The sequence below is a fragment of the uncultured Pseudokineococcus sp. genome, assembly GCF_947499845.1.
Lineage (GTDB): Bacteria > Actinomycetota > Actinomycetes > Actinomycetales > Quadrisphaeraceae > Pseudokineococcus.
The window spans coordinates 387,083-408,987 of sequence record NZ_CANMPM010000001.1; the positions used below are offsets into that span (position 1 = coordinate 387,083).

19 protein-coding genes are annotated in these 21,905 nt (G+C 76.7%); 15 read left to right on the plus strand and 4 right to left on the minus strand.

Annotated features, from left to right (window positions below; all coding sequences use genetic code 11):
- The first annotated feature begins 309 nt into the window (after nucleotides 1-309).
- The 9 genes from Q0789_RS01825 (at nucleotide 310) to Q0789_RS01865 (ending at nucleotide 7,761) form a co-directional block, all read left to right on the plus strand.
- Nucleotides 310-1,125 carry an FtsQ-type POTRA domain-containing protein gene (locus Q0789_RS01825; protein WP_298801518.1) on the plus strand — a complete coding sequence of 272 codons (816 nt, stop codon included), beginning with the start codon at nucleotides 310-312 and terminating at the stop codon, nucleotides 1,123-1,125.
- 263 nt (nucleotides 1,126-1,388) lie between these two features.
- Entirely contained in the window at nucleotides 1,389-2,672 is a 1,284-nt protein-coding gene (gene ftsZ, locus Q0789_RS01830; protein ID WP_298801520.1) for a cell division protein FtsZ, read from the plus strand.
- Nucleotides 2,673-2,674: 2 nt separating this feature from the next.
- Nucleotides 2,675-3,574: a polyphenol oxidase family protein gene (locus tag Q0789_RS01835; RefSeq protein WP_298801522.1), complete on the plus strand. Its 900-nt coding sequence runs from the start codon at nucleotides 2,675-2,677 to the stop codon at nucleotides 3,572-3,574.
- Nucleotides 3,575-3,615: 41 nt separating this feature from the next.
- Nucleotides 3,616-4,356 carry a YggS family pyridoxal phosphate-dependent enzyme gene (locus Q0789_RS01840; protein WP_366917601.1) on the plus strand — a complete coding sequence of 247 codons (741 nt, stop codon included), beginning with the start codon at nucleotides 3,616-3,618 and terminating at the stop codon, nucleotides 4,354-4,356.
- Between the two features lie 99 nt (nucleotides 4,357-4,455).
- Nucleotides 4,456-5,013 (plus strand): cell division protein SepF, encoded by a 558-nt coding sequence (sepF, locus tag Q0789_RS01845; RefSeq protein WP_298801526.1) that lies wholly within the window; start codon nucleotides 4,456-4,458, stop codon nucleotides 5,011-5,013.
- A 7-nt stretch (nucleotides 5,014-5,020) separates the two neighbouring features.
- Entirely contained in the window at nucleotides 5,021-5,320 is a 300-nt protein-coding gene (locus tag Q0789_RS01850) for a YggT family protein (RefSeq protein WP_298801528.1), read from the plus strand.
- A 98-nt stretch (nucleotides 5,321-5,418) separates the two neighbouring features.
- Nucleotides 5,419-6,120 carry a DivIVA domain-containing protein gene (locus tag Q0789_RS01855; RefSeq protein ID WP_298801530.1) on the plus strand — a complete coding sequence of 234 codons (702 nt, stop codon included), beginning with the start codon at nucleotides 5,419-5,421 and terminating at the stop codon, nucleotides 6,118-6,120.
- Nucleotides 6,121-6,266: 146 nt separating this feature from the next.
- The gene (gene lspA, locus Q0789_RS01860; RefSeq protein ID WP_298801532.1) at nucleotides 6,267-6,845 is read left to right on the plus strand and encodes a signal peptidase II; all 579 of its coding nucleotides are present in this window, start codon (nucleotides 6,267-6,269) and stop codon (nucleotides 6,843-6,845) included.
- A gap of 10 nt (nucleotides 6,846-6,855) precedes the next feature.
- Nucleotides 6,856-7,761 carry an RluA family pseudouridine synthase gene (locus Q0789_RS01865; protein WP_366917602.1) on the plus strand — a complete coding sequence of 302 codons (906 nt, stop codon included), beginning with the start codon at nucleotides 6,856-6,858 and terminating at the stop codon, nucleotides 7,759-7,761.
- Nucleotides 7,762-7,805: 44 nt separating this feature from the next.
- Here the strand turns inward: Q0789_RS01865 and Q0789_RS01870 are convergent, their stop codons facing one another.
- On the minus strand, nucleotides 7,806-9,473 hold the full coding sequence (locus Q0789_RS01870; RefSeq protein ID WP_298801536.1) for an SLC13 family permease: 1,668 nt from the start codon (nucleotides 9,471-9,473) through the stop codon (nucleotides 7,806-7,808).
- A gap of 300 nt (nucleotides 9,474-9,773) precedes the next feature.
- Here Q0789_RS01870 and dnaE point away from each other — a divergent pair, with 300 nt between their 5' ends.
- Nucleotides 9,774-13,340 carry a DNA polymerase III subunit alpha gene (gene dnaE, locus Q0789_RS01875; protein WP_298801538.1) on the plus strand — a complete coding sequence of 1,189 codons (3,567 nt, stop codon included), beginning with the start codon at nucleotides 9,774-9,776 and terminating at the stop codon, nucleotides 13,338-13,340.
- 22 nt (nucleotides 13,341-13,362) lie between these two features.
- Entirely contained in the window at nucleotides 13,363-13,965 is a 603-nt protein-coding gene (locus Q0789_RS01880) for a hypothetical protein (protein WP_298801540.1), read from the plus strand.
- Here the strand turns inward: Q0789_RS01880 and Q0789_RS01885 are convergent.
- Together Q0789_RS01885 and Q0789_RS01890 are read right to left on the minus strand one after the other, a co-directional pair.
- Nucleotides 13,932-14,369, minus strand: coding sequence for an aminoacyl-tRNA deacylase (locus Q0789_RS01885; protein ID WP_366917603.1), 438 nt, complete (start codon nucleotides 14,367-14,369; stop codon nucleotides 13,932-13,934). The genes Q0789_RS01880 and Q0789_RS01885 overlap by 34 nt on opposite strands.
- Nucleotides 14,370-14,506: 137 nt before the next feature.
- Nucleotides 14,507-15,163 (minus strand): LON peptidase substrate-binding domain-containing protein, encoded by a 657-nt coding sequence (locus Q0789_RS01890; RefSeq protein WP_298801545.1) that lies wholly within the window; start codon nucleotides 15,161-15,163, stop codon nucleotides 14,507-14,509.
- Between the two features lie 160 nt (nucleotides 15,164-15,323).
- Here Q0789_RS01890 and hisD point away from each other — a divergent pair, with 160 nt between their 5' ends.
- From hisD to Q0789_RS01910, 4 genes are all read left to right on the plus strand, one after another.
- On the plus strand, nucleotides 15,324-16,652 hold the full coding sequence (gene hisD / locus Q0789_RS01895; protein WP_298801546.1) for a histidinol dehydrogenase: 1,329 nt from the start codon (nucleotides 15,324-15,326) through the stop codon (nucleotides 16,650-16,652).
- Nucleotides 16,649-17,893, plus strand: coding sequence for a histidinol-phosphate transaminase (locus tag Q0789_RS01900; protein ID WP_298801548.1), 1,245 nt, complete (start codon nucleotides 16,649-16,651; stop codon nucleotides 17,891-17,893). The genes hisD and Q0789_RS01900 overlap by 4 nt, the downstream gene beginning before the upstream one ends.
- Nucleotides 17,890-18,549: an imidazoleglycerol-phosphate dehydratase HisB gene (gene hisB / locus Q0789_RS01905; RefSeq protein WP_298801550.1), complete on the plus strand. Its 660-nt coding sequence runs from the start codon at nucleotides 17,890-17,892 to the stop codon at nucleotides 18,547-18,549. The genes Q0789_RS01900 and hisB overlap by 4 nt, the downstream gene beginning before the upstream one ends.
- Before the next feature lie 110 nt (nucleotides 18,550-18,659).
- The gene (locus Q0789_RS01910; protein WP_298801552.1) at nucleotides 18,660-19,313 is read left to right on the plus strand and encodes a hypothetical protein; all 654 of its coding nucleotides are present in this window, start codon (nucleotides 18,660-18,662) and stop codon (nucleotides 19,311-19,313) included.
- Between the two features lie 50 nt (nucleotides 19,314-19,363).
- Here the strand turns inward: Q0789_RS01910 and Q0789_RS01915 are convergent, their stop codons facing one another.
- A complete protein-coding gene (locus tag Q0789_RS01915; RefSeq protein WP_298801554.1) occupies nucleotides 19,364-21,790 on the minus strand; it encodes an excinuclease ABC subunit UvrA in 2,427 nt (808 codons plus the stop codon).
- Between the last annotated feature and the right edge of the window lie 115 nt (nucleotides 21,791-21,905).

Genomic DNA, 21,905 nt, shown 5'->3' on the forward strand with positions numbered 1-21,905 from the left:
CCGGAGGGGGAGGCCCCTCCGGCCGGCCCCGGCCGTGGCCCCGGTCGGGTCGAGGCGCCCGAGCCCCTCGACGACGCCGACGAGCGGACCCGTGCGGCCGCCTCCGCTGACGACGACGACGACCTCGACGGCGCCCCCGCGCGCCGGGACGGCCGCCCCCGCCCGCCCCAGGGCGGCCTGCCGCCGCGCCCGCGCGGCGGGTCGTCGCCGGTGTCCCGCACCTCGTCCTCGCCGGTCGCCCGCAGCTCCTCCTCGCCGGCGTCCCGCGATCCCTCATCGCCGGCGTCCCGGCCGGGGAGCCCCGGGCCGGTGCACCTGCGCCGCTCGTCGGCGGCCTCGGCCGCGGCGCCCTCCGGCGCCGCCCCCGCCGCCGTGCTCGGGCGCCGCCGGGCCGCGGCGCCGCCCACGGACACGGCACGGCGCTTCGCCGAGCGGGCACGGGCGCGCCGACGCCTCGCGCTGCGCCCCCTCCTGGCCGTGCTCGCGGTCCTCGTCGTGGTGGCCGGGCTCGCGTACGTCCTGCTCTGGTCGCCCCTGCTCGTCGTGCGCGAGGTCGGCGTCGTCGGCCTCGAGCGCCTCGAGCGCCCGGCCGTCGCCGACCTCGTCGAGCCCGCCGTCGGCACGCCGCTGGCCCGCGTCGACACCGCGGCGCTCGAGGAGGCGGTCGAGCAGGTGCCCCTCGTCGAGACGACGACCGTGGCCCGCGTGTGGCCGTCCGGCCTCGAGGTGCGCGTCGTCGAGCGGGTGCCCGTGGCGGCCGTCGCCGACCCCGCAGGGGGCTACAGCGTTGTCGACCGCACGGGCCTCACCGTGCTGCACGAGGCGGAGGTGCCGACCGACGTCCCGCTCGTGGCGGTGGACCTCGTGAGCGCGCGGCCCGGCACGGTCGAGGCCGTGACCCAGGTCCTCGACGGGCTGCCGCCCGAGCTGCGCGAGCAGGTGGCCACCGCCGGCGGGACGAGCCCCGACGACGTCGTGCTGCAGCTGCGCTCCGGCGCGCGCGTCGTCTGGGGCGGCGCCGAGGAGACGCCCGTCAAGGCCGACGTCCTGCTGGCGCTCCTGCAGCGGCCCGCGGGCGTCTACGACGTCAGCTCCCCGGCCGCGCCGGTCACGCGCGAGGGCTGACCCGCCGGGGTCGCCCCGTGCCGCCCTCCTCCTCGGGGACGCGCGTCTCGCGGACGTGCTCCACGGGGCGCGCCTCCTCGGACCGCTCCCGTCCCCTCCGGCACCGGCGCGTCGCGGCGTGTCCCGGCGCGGCGGTCGACAGCGCAGACCCGGGGGACCTACCGTTCAGCCCAGCACGGACCTGACATAACTATCACCCTCAACCTGAGGGTGAGGGTCCACCCCGGCACCGCACCCAGGAACTCCAGCGAAGGGCTCGCCTCGTGGCATCACCGCAGAACTACCTCGCCGTCATCAAGGTCGTCGGCATCGGCGGCGGCGGGGTCAACGCCGTGAACCGGATGATCGAGGTCGGCCTCAAGGGCGTCGAGTTCATCGCGGTCAACACCGACGCCCAGGCGCTCCTCATGTCCGACGCGGACGTCAAGCTCGACGTCGGTCGCGAGCTCACCCGCGGCCTCGGCGCGGGCGCGGACCCCGAGGTCGGCCGCAGGGCGGCCGAGGACCACGCGGAGGAGATCGAGGAGGCCCTGCGCGGGGCCGACATGGTCTTCGTCACGGCCGGCGAGGGCGGCGGCACCGGCACGGGCGGCGCGCCCGTGGTCGCCCGCATCGCGCGCGAGCTCGGGGCCCTGACGATCGGTGTCGTCACGCGCCCCTTCACCTTCGAGGGCCGTCGGCGCGCCAACCAGGCCGACAGCGGCATCGAGAGCCTCCGCGAGGAGGTCGACACCCTCATCGTCATCCCCAACGACCGGCTGCTGTCCATCAGCGACCGCGCCGTCAGCATGCTCGACGCCTTCCGCTCCGCCGACCAGGTGCTCCTGTCCGGCGTGCAGGGCATCACCGACCTCATCACGACGCCGGGCCTCATCAACCTCGACTTCGCCGACGTCAAGAGCGTCATGCAGGGCGCCGGCAGCGCCCTCATGGGCATCGGCTCGGCCCGGGGCGACGACCGCGCCGTCCTCGCGTCCGAGGCGGCCATCTCCTCGCCGCTGCTCGAGGCGAGCATCGACGGCGCCCACGGCGTCCTGCTGTCCATCCAGGGCGGCTCCGACCTCGGCCTCTTCGAGATCAACGAGGCCGCGCGCCTCGTGCAGGAGGCGGCGCACCCCGAGGCCAACATCATCTTCGGCGCCGTCATCGACGACGCCCTCGGCGACGAGGTCCGCGTCACCGTCATCGCCGCCGGGTTCGACGGCGGCACCCCGTCGCGCCGCCGCGACGAGCGCGGCGCCGCGCAGGCGGCCCCGGCGCGCCCCCAGCCTGCGCGCGGCGCCGTCCCCCCGCGCCAGCAGCCGGCGCCGGGCGGCGACGACGTCCCGACCTCGCCGTGGCCGGGCGCCACCGCGGGCCAGGCGTCGGGCTCCTCCCAGCAGCAGGGCCAGCAGCAGGGCCAGCAGCAGGAGGAGGCGCCGGCGGAGGAGCGCCAGGGGAGCCGTGAGGAGGCGCCCTCGCCGCAGCCGCTCGACCAGGGGCCGGCCTGGGGCCGCGGGCAGCGCTCCTCCGACGACGACCTGGACGTCCCGGACTTCCTGCGCTGAGCGTGCACGGCACCGCCGGGCGGACGTCGCTCCCGCCCGTGCCGCAGCCCGCCGCCCCGCCCGCTCCCGGGCGGGGCGGCGGGCTGCTCGCGTGGTCGCGGGCGCTCCCCGGTCGGGGCGGCGGCAGCGGGTCCCCCCCGGGCGTCGGCGCCGCGCGCGGGGCGGTGCTCGCGCTCACCTCGCGCGCCGGCGCCGGGTGGGCGCCCCCCGGGGCCGGCGGCGTCCCACCGGGGCCCTACGACGGCCTCGACCTCGCCCTGCACGTCGGGGACGACGAGGCGGCCGTGCGCGCCTCGCGGCGCGCGCTCGCCGACGAGCTCGCGGGCCGCGGCGCCCGCGAGGTGCGCTACCTCCAGCAGGTCCACGGCGCCGACGTCCTCGTCGTCGACGAGGTGGGCCCGGGCGGTGCCGACGAGGTCCCCGACGCGCCGGCCGTCGACGCCGCCGTCACGGCCGTCCCCGGGGTGGCGCTCGCCGTCCTCGTCGCCGACTGCGTGCCCGTGGTGATGGCCGACCCCGTCGCCGGGGTGGTGGGCGTGGCCCACGCCGGGCGCCGCGGCGCGCTGCTCGGCGCGCCCGTGCGCGCGGTGGAGGCGATGCGCGGGCTCGGCGCCCGCGACGTGGTCGCCGTCCTCGGCCCCAGCATCTGCGCGCGCTGCTACGAGGTGCCGGCGGACCTGCGCGCGGCGGTGGCGGCCGAGCACCCCGTCGGTGCGAGCACGACGTGGGAGGGCGCCCCGTCGCTCGACGTCGCGGCCCTCGTGCTCGAGCAGCTCGCCGCCGCGGGCGTCCGCGCGGAGCAGGTGCCCGGGTGCACGGCCGAGCGCGCCGACCTCTGGTCCTACCGCCGCGACGGCGCGGCGAGCGGCCGCACGGCCGGCCTCGCGTGGGTGCCGGCGTGAGCGTCGGCCCCCCGGCCCCGGGTGCGGGGGGCCGCGACGCGGTGGGCGGTCACGAGGGGTCGGGCGGGCCCGGGCGGCGCGCCGACCTCGCCGCGGCGCTGGACGACCTGCGCCGTCGGGTCGGGGGCGCCTGCTCGGCGGCGGGGCGCGACCCGGCCGCCGTCCGCGTCGTCGTGACGACGAAGACCTTCCCCGCGACCGACGTGCTGCACCTCGCCGCGCTCGGCGTCCGCGACGTCGGGGAGGCCCGCGAGCAGGAGGCCCGCGCCAAGCGGGAGGAGGTCCTCGCCGCCGGAGGCGGGGAGGAGCTGCGCTGGCACTTCCTCGGGCGGCTGCAGCGCAACAAGGCGGGCGCCGTCTCCGCCTGGGCCCACCTCGTGCACTCGGTCGACAGCGCGCGGCTGGCCGACGCCCTGGGCCGGGGGGCCGAGCGCGCCGGGCGCGAGCTGCCGGTCCTCGTGCAGGTCGACCTGGACGGCGAGGAGGGCGACGCGGCGCGCGGCGGCGCGCCCGCCGGCGCCGTGCCCGCGCTCGCCGACCACGTCGCCGGCGTCCCCGGCCTGCGCCTGGCGGGCCTCATGGCCGTGGCCCCCCGCGAGGCCGACCCGGCGGCCGCCTTCGCCGCCCTGGCGGCCCTCGCGGCGCGGGTGCGGGCCGACCACCCCGGCGCCGACGTCCTGTCGGCCGGCATGAGCGAGGACCTCGAGGAGGCCGTCGCGGCGGGCGCCACGCACCTGCGTGTCGGGCGCGCCATCCTCGGCGGCCGTCCGCCGCTCCGGTAGCGTCTCGCCCCGAGGCGCGGCCCGCAGGGGGCCCGGCGCCGGACGGCGAGGACGGGCGGGAGCCCGCGGGCACCGCACGGCGGACGGCGAGGGAGTGGCATGGCAGGCGCGCTGCGCAGGACGATGGTCTACCTCGGCCTGGCGGAGGAGGACCCCCGCGAGGACGAGCTCGACGGCTACGACGGCGAGGAGCGCCGCGACGCCGACGAGCGCCGCGGCGGGGCGCACCGCTCCGCCGAGCGTCCCGCCGACCCCGAGCCCCGGGGCGAGTCCCGGGCCGAGCAGAGGCCCGAGCACCGGGCCGCCGTCACGCCGATCACCCGGGAGCGCTCCATGTCACGCGTCGTGCCCGAGCCGCTGGGGGGCGACCTCAGCCGCATCACGACCATCCACCCGCGCAGCTACAACGAGGCCAAGGCCATCGGGGAGAGCTTCCGCGAGTCGGTGCCGGTCATCATGAACCTCACCGACATGGACGACGCGGACGCCAAGCGCCTCGTCGACTTCTCCGCCGGGCTCGTCTTCGGGCTGCGGGGCTCCATCGAGCGGGTCACGAGCAAGGTCTTCCTGCTCTCCCCGGCGCACGTCGAGGTCACCGCCGAGCAGGCGAGCCCGCAGCGGACGGGCACCTCCAGCTCGTTCTTCAACCAGAGCTAGGGGCTCCGTGTCCGTCGTCCTCGAGCTGCTCTCCCTCGTCGTCCTCCTCTACATCGTCGTGCTGCTCGGCCGCCTCGTCCTCGACTGGGTCCAGGTGTTCTCGCGCGACTGGCGCCCCACGGGGCCCGTGCTGGTGCTGGCCGAGGGCGTGTACTCCCTCACCGACCCGCCGCTGCGCGCGCTGCGCCGGGTCATCAAGCCGATCCGCATCGGCCAGGTGCAGCTCGACCTCGCCTTCATCGTCCTCTTCCTCGGGCTCGGGCTGCTGCGCTCCCTCCTCGGCGGCCTCGCGCTCGCCGCCCGCTGACCGCACCGGCCGGCGAGGACCGGGCGGCCCGGTCCGCTACCGTCGTGCCGCTCCCCGGGCGACGGCGGAGCCCGACCCGAGGACGAAGGTGGAGGCTCATGGTTCTGACGCCCGAGGCCGTGACGGAGCGCACGTTCACGCAGACGCAGTTCCGGCACGGCTACGCCGTGGAGGAGGTCGACGACTTCCTCGACGAGGTCGTCGGCGAGCTCACGCGCCTGCGCAGCGAGAACGACGGGCTGCGCGAGCAGCTCGCCGACGCCGAGCGCCGCGCCGAGGAGGCCGCGTCCGCCCGCGACGAGGCCCCGGCGCAGCACGACGCCCCGGCGCAGGAGGCGGTCCCCGCGCCCGCCGTCCCGGCGCAGGCGACGGCGCCCGAGGACGCGATGGCGGACGAGGGCCTCGCCGGCGGCTCCGCCGCCCCGGGGGCCGCGGGCAGCGCCGCGGGCGTCCTCGCCCTCGCCCAGCGGCTGCACGACGAGCACGTGCGCGCGGGCGAGGAGCAGCGCGACCGCCTCGTCGGCGACGCGTCGGCCGAGGCCGAGCGCCTCGTCACCGAGGCGCAGGAGCAGCGCCGCACGACCCTGGAGCAGCTCGAGGAGCAGCGCACGAGCGAGCTCGGCGCCCTCGAGCGCGAGCGCACCCTGCTGGAGCGCAAGATCGACGAGCTGCGCGGCTTCGAGCGCGAGTACCGCAGCCGCCTGCGCGCCTACCTAGAGGGCCAGCTGCGCGACCTCGACGGCACGGCGGCCGTCGTCCCGGGCTCGGACGGCACCGCGACGACGGGGAGCCCCAGCTGACCGCTGGACCCCCCGGTCCGTCCGGCGCCGACGACGAGCGCCCCGGGCGCCCGGCGGGCGGCGCCCCGCTCGAGGGGCCGGGCGACGCCCCGCTCACGGGGCCGGACGAGCCCGCCGTCCCGCCCGCCCGGCGGCGTCGGCTGCTCGTGCTGCTGGTCTCCGTCGTCGCGCTCGTGTGGGGCCTGGACCAGCTGACGAAGGCGCTGGCCGTCGCGCGCCTCACCGAGGGCGAGCCGGTCGAGCTCGTCCCGGGCGTGCTCGACCTGTACCTGCTCTACAACCCCGGCGCGGCGTTCTCGCTCGCCACGGGGCTCACCTGGGTGCTGACCCTCGTCGCCGTGGGCGTCGTCGTGGCGGTGGCCCTCATGGCGCGCCGCCTGGGCTCGCGGGCCTGGGCGTACGCCCTCGGGCTGCTGCTCGGCGGCGCGCTCGGCAACCTCACCGACCGGCTGCTACGCGAGCCGGGCTTCGGCACGGGGCACGTCGTCGACTTCCTCCGCCTGCCGCGCTGGCCGGTCTTCAACCTCGCCGACTCGGCCATCGTCGTGGCCGCCGTCCTCGTCGTCGTCCTCAGCTTCCGCGGCGTGGGGGTCGACGGTCGGCGGGAGCCCGGTGGACGTGAGCGCGCGGACGCGGCCGCTGACGCCCGCCCGTCCTCCGAGCAGCCGTCGGAGTCGTCCGGGCAGCCGTCCGCGAGTCCCTCCGAGGAGGACCGCCGTGGGTGAGCTCCGGTCGATGCCCGTCCCCGACGGGCTGGCGGGCCAGCGGGTCGACGCCGCCCTCGCCCGTCTGCTGGGCCTCTCGCGGTCCCGCGCGGCCGAGGTCGTCGCGTCGGGCGGCGTGCGGGTGGACGGGCGCGACGTCGTCAAGGCCGAGCGCCTGCCCGAGGGCGGCTGGCTCGAGGTGGAGCTCCCCGACCCGCCGGCACCGCCGACGGTCGTGGCCGAGCCGGTGCCGGGCATGCGCGTCGTCCACGACGACGACGACCTCGTCGTCGTGGACAAGCCCGTCGGCGTGGCGGCGCACCCGAGCCCCGGCTGGACGGGGCCGACCGTGGTCGGGGGCCTGGCCGGCGCCGGCTACCGCATCGCGACGTCGGGCGCGGCGGAGCGCCAGGGCGTCGTCCACCGCCTCGACGTCGGCACCTCGGGGCTCATGGTCGTCGCGAAGAGCGAGCGCGCCTACTCGGCGCTCAAGCAGGCCTTCCGGGAGCGGACGGTCGAGAAGACCTACCACGCACTCGTCCAGGGCCACCCCGACCCGTCGGCGGGCACGATCGACGCCCCCATCGGCCGCCACCCCACCGCCGACCACCGCTTCGCGGTCGTCGAGGGCGGGCGCGACAGCGTGACCCACTACACGACCCTCGAGGCGCACCGGGCGGCGTCCCTGCTCGAGGTGCGCCTGGAGACCGGGCGCACGCACCAGATCCGCGTGCACGTCTCGGCGCTGCGCCACCCCTGCGTCGGCGACCTGGCCTACGGGGCCGACCCGCGCCTGGCCGACCGCCTCGGGCTGCGGCGCCAGTGGCTGCACGCGGTGCGCCTCGGCTTCACCCACCCCGGCACCGGACTGCCCCTCGTCGTGGAGAGCACCTACCCCGACGACCTCGCCACCGCCCTCGAGCGGCTGCGGGCCTGACCGCTCGGGGCGGGCTCCCGCCCGGGAGCCCCGCCCCGAGCGCGTCAGAAGGACATGCCGAAGGCGAGCCCGCCCAGGCCGTAGGCGGCGAGCGTGATGAGCACGACGCCGGTGACGTTGAGGACGACCCCGCCGCGCACCATCTCGCCGATCGTCACCTTGCCCGTCGCGAAGACGATGGCGTTGGGCGGCGTGCCGACGGGGAGCATGAAGGCGCACGTCGCGGCCAGGGCCGCGGGGATGAGCAGCGTGAGGGAGTCGACGCCGAGCCCGAGCGCCACCCCGCCGAGGACGGGGATGAAGGTCGCGGCCGTGGCCGTGTTGCTCGTCACCTCGGTCAGCAGCAGGACGAGGAGCACGACCGCGGCGACGAGGAGGATGAGCGGCAGGGCGCCGAGGGGCGCCACCTGCTCGCCGATCCAGACGTCGAGGCCGCTCGCGGCCACCGCGCCGGCGAGGCTGAGGCCGCCGCCGAAGAGGAGCAGCACGCCCCAGGGAAGGCCCTTCTGGGCGTCCTCCCACACGAGCACCATGCGCCCGCCGCGCTCGGCGGGGATGAGGAACAGCGCGAGGCCCGCGGCGATGGCGATAGCCGTGTCGTTCAGGCCGCCCAGCCAGGGCGCCGCGTCGCCGACGACCGGGAGCTCGGCGAGCAGGCCGGGGACGACCCACAGGAAGGCGGCGGACGCGAAGACGAGGGCGACCATCCGCTCGCCGCGGCTCATCGGGCCCATCTCGGCCAGCTGCTCGTCGAGCATCTGACGGCCGCCGGGGATCTCGGGCAGGTCGGAGCGGAAGAGCACGCGCGTGATGAGCAGCCACGCGACCGCGACGAAGACGACGACGAGCGGGACGCCGAGGAGCATCCACTGGAGGAAGCCGACCTCGCCGCCCAGCTCGTCGGCGACGTACCCGGCGACGATGGCGTTGGGCGGGCTGCCGAGCAGGGTGCCGAGGCCGCCGATGGAGGCCGCCCACGCCACGGACAGCAGCAGGCCGACCCCGAAGGTCTTCACGGCGGGGTCGCTGACGGCGTCGGCGATCGTCGTCGTGGAGTCGGTGACGGCGTCCTGCTGGGCCGCGCGCTCGGCCTGCGAGCCGGCGCCGACCCGGTCCACGACGAGGGTGAGGACGCTGAGGGCGATGGGCAGCATCATCAGCGTCGTGGCGGTGTTGGACACCCACATCGACAGGAAGGCCGTCGAGACCATCATCCCCAGCACGATGCGCCGCGGGCTCGTGCCGACGGCGCGCAGCGTCCGGAGCGCGATGCGCCGGTGCAGGTCCCACCGCTGCATGGCGATGGCGATGAGGAAGCCGCCGAGGAAGAGGAAGACGATGGGGTTGGCGTAGGGCGCCGTGGCGCCGGCCACGTCGACGACCCCGAGGACGGGCAGCGCGACGATCGGCACGAGCGCGGTGGCCGACAGCGGCAGCGCCTCGGTCATCCACCACGTCGCCATGAGGACGGCCACGGCCGCCGTGAACCGGCCCTCCTGCGAGAGGTCCTCGGCGCCGCCGAGGAGCAGGTAGACGAGCAGGGCGAGGACCACGCCCAGCCCGCGCAGCGCCCACGTGCGTCCGGGGGAGCGGTGGGGACCGCCCTCGGTGTCGTCCCCGGGGCCGTTCGCCCGGTCGGCGGTGCGGCCGGTGCCCCGAGCGGGCCGGGAGCCCCCGGTCGGGCCGCCACCGGTGCTCGACGTCGTCGTCATGCGCGCCTCCTCGCGTCGCAGGCCCGCGCCACCTCGCGCGTCCGCGGCCCCGCGGGCCACCGAACCACAGCGGCGCCCCGGGAGGTGCCGGCGGCGCGTGTGCGGTCGGCCACGTCGCCGCAGGCGGACGGGGCGGGTCGGGGCCCCGGCGCGGCGTCGCCTGCACCGGGCTGTCGGCGCCCCGACCTACACTCGCCGGGTCCTCCTGCCGCGCCCCCCGCGGGGGTGCGGGAGCACCAGGCGAGGACGGTCCCAGACACCACCGCGCCGCCCCGGCGGCGCCCCCGGGAGGCCCGCACGATGCCCCAGCCCGCGACGACGTCGACGTCCAGCAGGTCGGGGGAGGACCAGTTCGTCCACCTCCACGTGCACACCGAGTACTCGATGCTCGACGGCGCGGCGCGGGTGGACGACCTCATGGCCGAGGCGGCGCGGCTCGGGATGCCGGCCATCGCCACGACCGACCACGGGTTCGTCTTCGGCGCCCACGACTTCTGGCGCGCGGGCCAGAAGCACGGCGTCAAGCCGATCATCGGCCTCGAGGCCTACGTCGCGCCGGGCACCCACCGCGGCGACCGCACGCGGGTGAAGTGGGGCGCCCAGGGCACCTCGAGCCGCGACGACGTCTCCGGCGGCGGCGCCTTCACGCACATGACGATGCTCAGCGAGACCACGGAGGGGATGCACAACCTCTTCCGGCTCGCCTCGCGGGCGTCCATGGAGGGGCACTACTTCAAGCCGCGCATGGACCGGGAGATCCTCAGCCGGTACGCGAAGGGCCTCATCGCCACCACGGGCTGCCCGTCCTCGGAGGTGCAGACCCGGCTGCGGCTCGGGCAGTACCGCGAGGCGCTGCAGGCGGCGAGCGACTACCGCGACATCTTCGGCGCGGAGAACTACTACCTCGAGCTCATGGACCACGGCCTCGACATCGAGCGCCGCACGCGCGACGACCTGCTGCGCCTGGCCAAGGACCTGCAGCTGCCGATGGTCGCCACCAACGACCTGCACTACACCCGCGCGGAGGACGCGACGGCGCACGCGGCGCTGCTGTGCGTGCAGTCCGGCTCGACCCTGGCCGACCCGCACCGCTTCAAGTTCGACGCGGACGACTTCTACCTCAAGAGCGCCGCGGAGATGCGGCGCACGTGGCGCGAGCTGCCCGAGGCGTGCGACAACACCCTGCTCATCGCCGAGCGCTGCGACGTGTCCTTCACCGAGGGCAACGGCACCTACATGCCGCGCTTCCCCGTGCCGGAGGGGCACACGGAGGAGTCGTGGTTCGTCGAGGAGGTGCAGCGGGGCCTCGAGCGCCGCTACCCCGGCGGCATCCCCGAGGCGTCCCAGGCGCAGGCCGACTTCGAGTGCCAGGTCATCGCCCAGATGGGCTTCCCGGGCTACTTCCTCGTCGTCGCCGACTTCATCACGTGGTCCAAGGAGAACGGCATCCGCGTCGGCCCGGGCCGCGGCTCCGGCGCCGGGTCGATGGCCGCCTACGCCATGCGGATCACCGACCTCGACCCCCTCGAGCACGGCCTCATCTTCGAGCGCTTCCTCAACCCGGAGCGCGTGTCGATGCCCGACTTCGACGTCGACTTCGACGAGCGCCGGCGCGGCGAGGTCATCCGCTACGTCACGGAGAAGTACGGCGACGACCGCGTCGCGATGATCGTCACCTACGGCACCATCAAGGCCAAGCAGGCGCTCAAGGACTCCTCGCGCGTGCTCGGCTACCCCTTCGCCATGGGCGAGCGGCTCACGAAGGCCATGCCGCCCGCCGTCATGGGCAAGGACATCCCGCTGTCGGGGATCTTCGACCCCGAGCACAAGCGGTACGCCGAGGCGGAGGAGTTCCGCCAGCTGCACGCCCAGGACGCCGACGCCCAGAAGGTCGTGGGCACCGCGCGCGGCCTGGAGGGGCTCAAGCGCCAGTGGGGCGTGCACGCGGCCGGGATCATCATGTCGAGCGAGCCGCTCATCGACATCATCCCGATCATGCGCCGCGAGCAGGACGGCGCCATCATCACGCAGTTCGACTACCCGACCTGCGAGGGCCTCGGCCTCATCAAGATGGATTTCCTGGGGCTGCGCAACCTCACGGTCCTCGACGACGCCCTCAAGAACATCGTCACCAACGGCGGCGAGCCCGTCGACCTCGACGTGCTCACGCTGGACGACCCGAAGACGTTCGAGCTGCTGCAGCGCGGCGACACCCTCGGCGTCTTCCAGCTCGACGGCGGGCCCATGCGCTCGCTGCTGCGGCTCATGAAGCCCGACGTCTTCGCCGACATCTCCGCCGTCGGCGCCCTCTACCGCCCCGGCCCGATGGGTGCGGGGTCGCACACCAACTACGCGCTGCGCAAGAACGGCCAGCAGGAGATCACGCCGATCCACCCCGAGCTGGCGGAGCCGCTGGCCGACGTCCTGGGCGAGACCTACGGGCTCATCGTGTACCAGGAGCAGGTCATGGCGATCGCGCAGAAGCTCGCCGGGTACTCGCTCGGCAAGGCGGACCTGCTGCGCCGCGCCATGGGCAAGAAGAAGCGCGAGGTGCTCGACGCCGAGTACATCGGCTTCCGCGACGGCATGGCGGCGAACGGGTACTCCGAGGCCGCGGTCAAGACGCTGTGGGACATCCTCCTGCCGTTCTCCGACTACGCCTTCAACAAGGCGCACTCGGCGGCGTACGGCGTCGTCTCGTACTGGACGGCGTACCTCAAGGCCAACCACCCGGCCGAGTACATGGCGGCGCTGCTCACGAGCGTGCGCGACGACAAGGACAAGTCGGCGCTCTACCTCGGCGAGTGCCGGCGCATGCGCATCACGGTGCTGCCGCCCGACGTCAACTCCTCGATCGGCACGTACGCCGCCGTCGGGCAGGACATCCGCTTCGGGCTCGCCGCCATCCGCAACGTCGGGCAGAACGTCGTCGACGCGATCGTGGCGGCGCGCGAGGAGAAGGGCGCCTTCACGTCCTTCGAGGACTTCCTGCGCAAGGTCCCCGCGGTCGTGTGCAACAAGCGGACCATCGAGTCGCTCATCAAGGCCGGCGCCTTCGACTCCCTCGGACACACCCGCCGGGGCCTGGCCGCGGTCCACGAGGTCTACGTCGACGCCGTCGTCGTCGAGAAGCGGGCCGAGGCCATCGGCCAGGACTCGCTGTTCGGCGGGCTCGGGGACGAGTCCGCCGTCCAGCTCGCGGCCCTGCCGCCGGTGGGCGACGGGGAGTGGGACAAGCGCGAGCTGCTCGCGAGCGAGCGGGCCATGCTCGGGCTGTACGTCTCCGACCACCCGCTCTTCGGCCTCGAGCACGTGCTGGCCTCGGCGGCGGACTGCTCGATCTCCGCCTTCGTCGCCGACGAGGGGCGCCAGGACGGCTCGACCATCACCATCGCGGGGATGGTCACGACGGTCACCCGCAAGATGACCAAGCAGGGCAGCGCGTGGGCCATCGCCACGGTCGAGGACCTCGAGGGCTCGGTCGAGGTGCTCTTCTTCCCCAAGACGTACGCCGAGGTCATGCACGAGCTGCGTGAGGACCTCGTCTGCGTCGTGCGGGGCCGGGTCAACCGGCGCGACGACGTCCCGACGATCTACGCCTCGGAGATGTCGATCCCCGACACGAGCCAGGCGGCGGGCGGGCCGCTGGTCATCGAGATGCCGACGAGCCGCTGCACGCCGCCGCGGGTCGAGCGGCTCAAGGACGTGCTGCTCATGCACGCGGGCCCCACCGAGGTGCACCTGCGGCTGCGGACCTCGCCGGAGCGGGCGACCCTCATGCGCCTCGACTCCGCGCTCGGGGTGACGCCGTCGCCGTCCCTGTACGGGGACCTCAAGGCGCTCCTCGGGCCCTCGTGCCTCGCGTGAGGCGCCGGCGAGGGCCCTGCACGTGAGGGGCGGGCTGGCAAGGCTCCTGCCGGCCTGGGCGGGTCTCGTCCTGGCGTCCGCGCTGGCGTGGTGGCTCCTGGCGCCGCAGCCGCAGGTCGTCACCGACGGGACGCAGCGCGTCTCGCCCGGTCTGCCGGAGCTCGCGGCGGCGCAGGACGGCGTCTTCGTCCTCGTCACCGCGGTGGCGGGGCTCGTCGCCGGCGCGGCGGTCCTGCGCGCCCGTCGCGGGCCCAGCGGGCCCGCCGCGGTGGTCGCCCTCGTGGCGGCGGCCGCGGGGGCGCTCGCGACGTCGTGGCTGGGCAGGGCCCTGGGCGGTCTCGTCGCCGGCCCGCGCCGCGGGCCGGCGCTGCCCGAGGACGTCGCCTCCCGGCTCGCCGAGGGCGTCCAGGTGGCCCCCGCCGGTCTGCAGCTGCAGGCGACCGTCGCGCTCGCGGTGGCACCGACGGCGGCCGCGCTCCTCGTGACGGTCGTCCTCATCGCGGGGATGCTGCGCGCCCCGGCGCGGCGGGAGCCGTACCCCGCCGACTCCGGGGACGCCGCTCCCGCGGACGCCGCTCCGGGGGACGCCGCTCAGCGGGACGACGGCCGGGCGACCTCGGCGTAGGCGCCCCCGCAGAGCCGCAGGAGGTCGGCCGGCGCGAGCTCGACGTCGAGGCCCCGACGCCCGGCGCTGACGAGGACGGCGTCGTGCGCGGCGGCGCTCGCGTCGACGACGACCGGGAGCGGTCGGCGCAGGCCCAGGGGGCTGATGGCGCCCACCACGCCGCCGGTGAGCCGCTCCGCCGCGGCCGGCTCGGCCAGGACGGCGCGGCGGCCGCCCCGCGCGGCCGCCAGGGCCCGCAGGTCGAGGCGGCCCGTCACCGGGACTACGGCGAGCAGGGGCTGCTCGTCCACGAGGGCGACGAGCGTCTTGAGCACGCGGTGCGGCTCGACGCCGAGCGCGGTGGCGGCCTCGAGCCCGGAGCCCTCCCCGGCCGCGGCGCGCGGGTCGTGCGCGTAGGGCCGCAGCGCGTGCGGTGCCCCGTCGGCGACGAGGGCCCGCACGGCGGCGGTCGGGGCGGGGGGCCGGCGGGCCACGGCGCTCCTCCGTCCTGCGGGTGGCGCGCCCGGCGCCGTGCGGGGCCGGGGCGCGGTGCGGGGCTGGGTCAGTTGGGCGTGGCGAAGGACAGGTCGGGGCCGGTCTGGGGCAGCGCGCCCGTCGCGTCGAGCAGCGCCTCCTCCCGGGCGAGCAGGCGCAGCTGGGAGCGCAGCCGGGCGACGGCGTCCGGCTGCTCGAGCAGGGCCTGGCGCTCGGGCAGCGGCAGGACCATCCCGGCGGTGACGAGGTGGGACAGGACGCGCGGCGACGTGACCCCGACCGCGTCCTCGGCGCCGCCGAGGCGCGCCCGGTAGGCGGTGAAGGCGGCGGCGACGCGCGCGCCCAGCGCGGCCGCCTCGTCGGGGTCGCCCTCGGGGTCCTCGAGCGGGGTCACGAGGCCCGTGGCCCAGGGGGTGCCGGCCGTGTCGTCGAGGCCGTGGAGGCGGAAGCGCAGGGCGCCGCTGGTGACCATCTCGAAGCGGCCGTCGTCGAGCTCGGTGATGTCGCGGACCACCGCGGTGCAGCCGACCTCGTGGACGGCGTCCGCGCCCTGGCGCACGTCCCGGCCTGGGCGCAGGGCGACGACGCCGAAGACCCGGCGCTCGGGCGGCGTGTCGAGCAGGTGGCGGGCGAGGGCGCGGTAGCGCGGCTCGAAGACGTTGAGCGGCAGCACCAGGCCGGGCACCAGCACCGACGGGAGGGGGAACAGCGGGAGGGGCTGCACCGCCCGAGCGTACGGCGACGCCGCCGGCCGAGCGGGGCGGGCCGCACGCGAGCGGGGCGCAGGCGGGACGACGCGCCGGGGCGGGTCGGGGGCGCGGGTCGGGTCGGGCCGGGCCGGAGGGGAGCGGGGCCGCGAGCCACCGGGCCCCTACCATCGACCGGTGATCCGTCGTCTGGACCTGCGCGGTCGCGCGCTCGACGCGCGCGAGCTGCGCGGCACCCTGCCCCGCGCCGAGCAGGACGTGGAGTCGGCCCTCGAGGTCGTCCGCCCGATCGTGGAGGACGTGCGCGCCCGTGGCGCCGCGGCGCTGCGCGACCTCGGCGAGCGCTTGGACGGCGTCCGCCCGCCGCACCTGCGGGTGCCGGCCGACGCCCTCGCCGAGGCCCTCGCGGCCCTGGACCCGGCCGTGCGCGCCGCGCTCGAGGAGTCGGTGCGCCGCGCGCGGCTCGTCCACGCCGACCAGCGGCGGACCGACACGACGACGCAGGTCGTGCCCGGCGGCACGGTCACCGAGCGGTGGGTGCCGGTGGGGCGCGTGGGCCTGTACGTGCCCGGCGGCGTGGCCGTGTACCCCAGCAGCGTCGTCATGAACGTCGTGCCGGCGCAGGAGGCCGGGGTCGACTCGCTCGCCGTGGCGAGCCCTCCCCAGCGCGACCACGGCGGCCTGCCCCACCCGACGGTCCTGGCGGCGTGCGCGCTGCTCGGCGTGGACGAGGTCTACGCCGTCGGCGGGGCCCAGGCCGTCGCGATGCTCGCCCTCGGCGCCCGCGAGGACGACGGCTCGCGCCTGTGCGCGCCCGTCGACATCGTCACGGGCCCGGGCAACCGCTACGTCGCCGCCGCCAAGCGCCTCCTGCGCGGCGTCGTGGGCGTCGACGCCGAGGCCGGCCCCACCGAGGTGATGGTCCTCGCCGACGGCTCCGCCGACCCCGTGCTCGTCGCCGCGGACCTCGTGAGCCAGGCCGAGCACGACGCGGTGGCCGCCGCGGTCCTCGTCACGACGTCGGAGGACCTCGCCGCGGGCGTCGAGGCCGAGCTCGAGACCCAGGTGCCCGCGACCAAGCACGCGGAGCGGGTGCGGACGGCGCTCGCCGGCCCCCAGTCCGCCGTCGTGCTCGTGGACGACGAGGCCGGGCTGCTCGCCGTCGCCGACGGCTACGGCGCCGAGCACCTCGAGGTGCAGACGGCCGACGCCGCCGGGCTCGCGGCGCGGGTGCGCAACGCGGGCGCGATCTTCGTGGGGCCGCACGCCCCCGTCTCCCTCGGCGACTACTGCGCGGGCTCCAACCACGTCCTGCCGACCGGCGGCTGCGCCTGCTTCTCCGGCGGTCTGTCGGTGCAGACCTTCCTGCGCGGCATCCACGTCGTCGACTACTCGGCGCAGGCGCTCGCCGACGTCGCCCCGCACGTCGTCGCGCTCGCCGAGGCCGAGGACCTGCCCGCGCACGGCCAGGCCGTCACGGCGCGCCTGCGCGGGAGCGGAGCGTGAGCGGCGACGCCGGCCCCGCCGGCACGACGACGACCGACCCCGTCGCCGGCGTCGGGACGGCGCGGGCGGCGGCGGGCGCGGGGGAGGGCGCCGCGGCGCGTGCGGCCGCGCTCGCCGACCTGCCGCTGCGCGACGTCCTGCGCGGCGTCGAGCCCTACGGCGCCCCGCAGCTCGACGTGCCGGTGCTGCTCAACGTCAACGAGAACCCCGTCCCGCCGTCGGAGCTCGTCGCCCGGGAGATGGGGGAGGCCGTCGCCGCGGCCGCGCGCGGGCTCAACCGCTACCCCGACCGCGAGTTCCTCGACCTGCGGGCCGACCTCGCGGACTTCCTGGCCCTCGAGTCGGGGGTCCGCCTGCCGGCCGAGCAGCTGTGGGCCGCCAACGGCTCCAACGAGGTCATGCTCCAGGTGCTGCAGGCCTTCGGCGGTGAGGGCCGCACGGCGGTCTCCTTCGCGCCGACCTACTCGATGTACCCGGAGTACGCCCGCGACACGGGCACCCGCTGGGTCGTGGGCCGGCGGCGCGACGACTTCACCGTCGACCCGGCGGCGGCGGTGGCGCTCGTCGAGCAGGAGCAGCCGTCCGTCGTCCTGCTCGCCTCGCCGAACAACCCGACGGGCACCGCGCTGCCGCGCGAGGTCGTCGAGGCCGTGTGCGACGCCGCGCCGGGCGTGGTCGTCGTCGACGAGGCGTACGCCGAGTTCCGCCGCGAGGGCGTCCCGAGCGCCCTGGAGCTCCTCGAGCGCTACCCGCGCCTGGCCGTCAGCCGGACGATGAGCAAGGCCTTCAGCCTCGCCGGCGCGCGCGTGGGCTACCTCGCGTCGTCGCGGGCCGTCGTCGACGCGCTGCGCGTCGTCCGCCTGCCGTACCACCTGTCCGGCGTCACCCAGGCCGTCGCCCGCGTCGCCCTGCGGCACTCCGCCGAGCTGCTCCGCGGCGTCGACGCGCTGCGCGCCGAGCGCGACGCCCTCGTCGCGTGGCTGCGCGGCCTCGGGCTCGCGGTGGCCGACAGCGACGCCAACTTCGTCCTCTTCGGCCGCCTCGCCGACCGCCACGCCACCTGGCAGGGCCTGCTCGACCGCGGGGTGCTCGTCCGGGAGACGGGCCCCGAGGGGTGGCTGCGCGTCTCGGTGGGGACGCCGGAGGAGACCGCCGCCTTCGAGGGCGCGCTCGTCGAGGTCCTCGCCACCCCCGCCGGCGCCCGCGCGTCCGGCCCCGACGCCCCGGAGGGCACCCGATGAGCGAGACCGCCCCCGTCCAGAGCCCGGCCCCCCTGGAGGGCCCGGCCCGCCGCGCGCGCGTCGAGCGCCGCACGAGCGAGTCCTCCGTCGTCGTCGAGGTCGACCTCGACGGCACGGGCGAGTCGCGCATCAGCACGGGCGTGGGCTTCTACGACCACATGCTCACGGCGCTCGCGCGCCACAGCCTCGTCGACCTCGTCGTCGAGGCCGAGGGCGACCTGCACATCGACGCCCACCACACCGTCGAGGACGTCGCCATCTGCCTCGGTCAGGCCTTCCGGCAGGCCATGGGCGACAAGCGCGGCCTCGTGCGCTTCGGCGACGCGACGGTGCCGCTCGACGAGGCGCTCGTCCAGGCCGTCGTCGACGTCTCCGGGCGCCCCTACTGCGTGCACTCCGGCGAGCCGGCCGGCCAGGAGCACGTGCTCATCGGCGGTGGACCGGGGAACACCCCCTACCTCGGCTCGCTGACCCGGCACGTCCTGGAGTCCTTCGCCTTCCACGCCCACATCGGCCTGCACGTGCGGGTCCTCGCGGGGCGCGACGCGCACCACGTCGTCGAGACGCAGTTCAAGGCGGTCGCCCGGGCGCTGCGGACGGCCCTCGCGCACGACCCGCGGGTCACGGGCGTCCCGAGCACCAAGGGCGCGCTCTGACCGGCGGGCCCGACGAGCCCCTCGACGGGCCCGCCGACGGGCCCCTCGACGGGCAGGGCGACGGGGTCGAGGACGAGCCGGTCGGGGGCCCGGCGGAGCGCGTCGTCGTCGTGGCGCCCGTCGCCGACGCCGGCCGCCTCGCCGGTGCGCTCGCGCTCGCGCGGGTGGTCGCCGTCGTCGCGCCCCTCGACGGGCGCGGGTGCCTCGTCGCGCCGCCGAGCGACGGTGATCCGGACGCCGTCGTGCGCGGCGCCTCGCGCGCGCTCGGGCCGGTGCCCGTCGTCGTCCTGCGCTCGGACGTCACCGCGGCGACGGGCGGGTCGGTCCGGGCGGAGCAGTGGCGCCGCGGCCGGCGGGAGGAAGGCGCGGACGCCGTCCGCTCGCCGGGCCTCGTGCTGGCGGGGCTGCCCGACGCCGCCGAGCGCGTGGTCCACGGCGCCGTGGAGGTCGCCGACCTGCCGGGGGCGACGAGCAGCGCCGGGCTGGGGCGCGTGGCCGCCGCCCGGGCTGCGGCCGGCCGCACCGGCGGCGCGCAGGGCGGTCCGGGGGCGCCGCGCCCGCCCTCGCCGGTCCTGCCCGCGGTGCTCGCCGTCGCGGGCCTGCTCGTCCTCCTCCTCGAGGTGGCCCAGCTGCTCGCCGGGCGCGGGTCCGTGCTCGTGGCAGCCGTCGCCCTCCTCGGCGTCGTGCTCGGCGCGACCGCCGCTCTGCGCCGTCGCGCCGCCGCCCGGGAGGACCGCGCGGGCTCGTCCGACGCCGACGCCTGACGCCGACGAATGACCCCGACGCCCGGCCCCGACGCCCGGCCCGGCCCGGGTCAGCCGCCGAGGTAGGCCGCGAGGTGCTGCCCGGTGAGCGTGGAGCCGTCGGCGACGAGCTCGGCGGGCGTGCCCTCGAAGACGACGCGGCCGCCGTCGCGCCCCGCTCCGGGCCCCATGTCGACGACGCGGTCGGCGTGCGCGACGACGGCCTGGTGGTGCTCGACGACGACGACCGACGTCCCCTCGTCGACGAGCCGGTCCAGCAGGCCGAGGAGGTGCTCGACGTCCGCGGGGTGCAGGCCGGTCGTGGGCTCGTCGAGGACGAGGACCCCGCCGGGGGACGCCATCGCCGTCGCGAGGCGCAGCCGCTGGCGCTCGCCGCCGGACAGGGTCGTCAGCGGCTGCCCCAGCCGCAGGTAGCCCAGCCCGACGGCGTCGAGGCGGGCGAGGACGGCGTGGGCGGCCGGCACGCGGGTCTCCCGGTGCTCGGAGGCGGGGCCGAAGAAGGTCACGGCCTCGGCGACCGGCATCTCGAGCACCTCACTGATGTCCTTCCCCCCGAGGCGGTGGTCGAGCACCGAGGCGTCGAAGCGGCGGCCCTCGCACGCCTCGCACGTCGTCGACACCCCGCCGCCGACGGCGAGGTCGACGTAGACGGCGCCCGCGCCGGCGCACACGGGGCACGCCCCGGCCGAGTTGGCGCTGAAGAGGGCCGGCTTCACGCCGTTCGCCCTCGCGAAGGCCTTGCGGACCGGCTCGAGCAGCCCGGTCCACGTCGCCGGGTTGCTCCGCCGGGAGCCCTTGATGGGCGTCTGGTCGACCCGCACCACGGGCCGCCCGTCGACCTCCCGGGGCAGCGAGCCGTGGACGAGCGAGCTCTTGCCCGACCCGGCGACGCCCGTGACGACGAGGAGGACGCCCAGCGGGAGGTCGACGTCGACGTCGCGCAGGTTGTGCCGCGTGGCCCCGCGCACCTCGAGCACGCCCGTCGGCGTGCGCACGCGCTCCTTGAGCGGCGTCCGGTCCGCGAGGTGGCGGCCCGTGAGCGTGTCGCTCGCCCGCAGCTCGTCGACGGTGCCCTCGAAGCAGACGGTGCCGCCGGCCGAGCCGGCGCCGGGTCCGAGGTCGACGACGTGGTCGGCCACGGCGACGACCTCGGGCTTGTGCTCGACGACGAGCACGGTGTTGCCCTTGTCGCGCAGGCGCCGCAGCAGCGCCGTGAGCCGCTGCACGTCGTGCGGGTGCAGGCCGCTGCTCGGCTCGTCGAAGACGTAGGTGACGTCGGTGAGCGAGGAGCCCAGGTGGCGCACCATCTTCGTGCGCTGGGACTCCCCGCCCGACAGCGTGCCGGTGGCCCGGTCGAGGGTGAGGTAGCCCAGCCCCACCTCGACGAAGGAGTCGAGCAGCCCCTGCAGCGCCGCCAGCAGCGGGGCGACGGACGGCTCGTCGAGCCCGCGGAGCCAGGCGGCGACGTCGGTGACCTGCAGCGCGCAGACGTCCGCGATGGAGCGGCCCGCCACCCGCGAGGAGCGCGCGCCCTCGGAGAGCCGGGTGCCGTGGCACGCGGGGCAGGGCGCGAAGGTGGCGGCGCGCTCGACGAAGGCGCGCACGTGCGGCTGCAGAGACTCGACGTCCTTGGACAGGAAGGACCTGCGGATCTTGGGGACGAGCCCCTCGTAGGTGAGGTTGACGCCGTCGACGACGACCTTCGTCGGCTCCTTGTGGAGCAGGTCGTGCAGCTCGGCGTCGGTGAACTCGCCGACGGGCTTGGTCGGGTCGACGAAGCCCGAGCCCCGGAAGATGCGCGCGTACCAGCCCTCCGTGCTGTAGCCGGGCACGGTGATGGCGCCCTCGTCCAGCGACAGGGAGGCGTCGTAGAGGGCCGTCAGGTCGATGTCGTCGACGCGGCCGAGGCCCTCGCACCGCGGGCACATGCCGCCCGTCACGGTGAAGCTCCGGCGCACCGCCTTCGCGTCGCCGACCCTCACGGCTCCGCTGCCGCTCGCCGACGCCACGTTGAACGAGTAGGCCTGCGGCCCGCCGAGGTGCGGCTCGGCGAGCCGGCTGAAGAGGATGCGCAGCATCGCGTTCGCGTCGGTGGCCGTGCCGACGGTCGAGCGGGCGTTCGCGCCCATCCGCTCCTGGTCGACGACGATCGCCGTCGTCAGGCCGTCGAGGACGTCGACGTCGGGGCGCGCCCGGCCGGGCATGAGGCCCTGGAGGAAGGCGCTGTAGGTCTCGTCGACGAGGCGCTGCGACTCCGCGGCGATGGTGCCGAACACGAGCGAGCTCTTGCCCGACCCCGAGACGCCCGTGACGACGGTGATCCGGCGCTTGGGCAGCTCGACCGAGACGTCGCGCAGGGTGTTCTCACGGGCGCCGTGCACGCGGATGAGGTCGTGGCCGTCGGCGGGGTGCACGGGGCCGGCGGCGGCCGGCCCGTCGGTCGGCCCGGCGGTGGGCCCAGCAGGGGCGACGGCCATGGCGGGGTCCTCCGAGGGGTGCGGACCGCCCCGGCGGCGGCCCGTCGGCTTCCTACCGCACACCTCCGACGGCGGGAAGGGCGCGCGAGGCCGGACGCCGTCCGCACCTACGCTG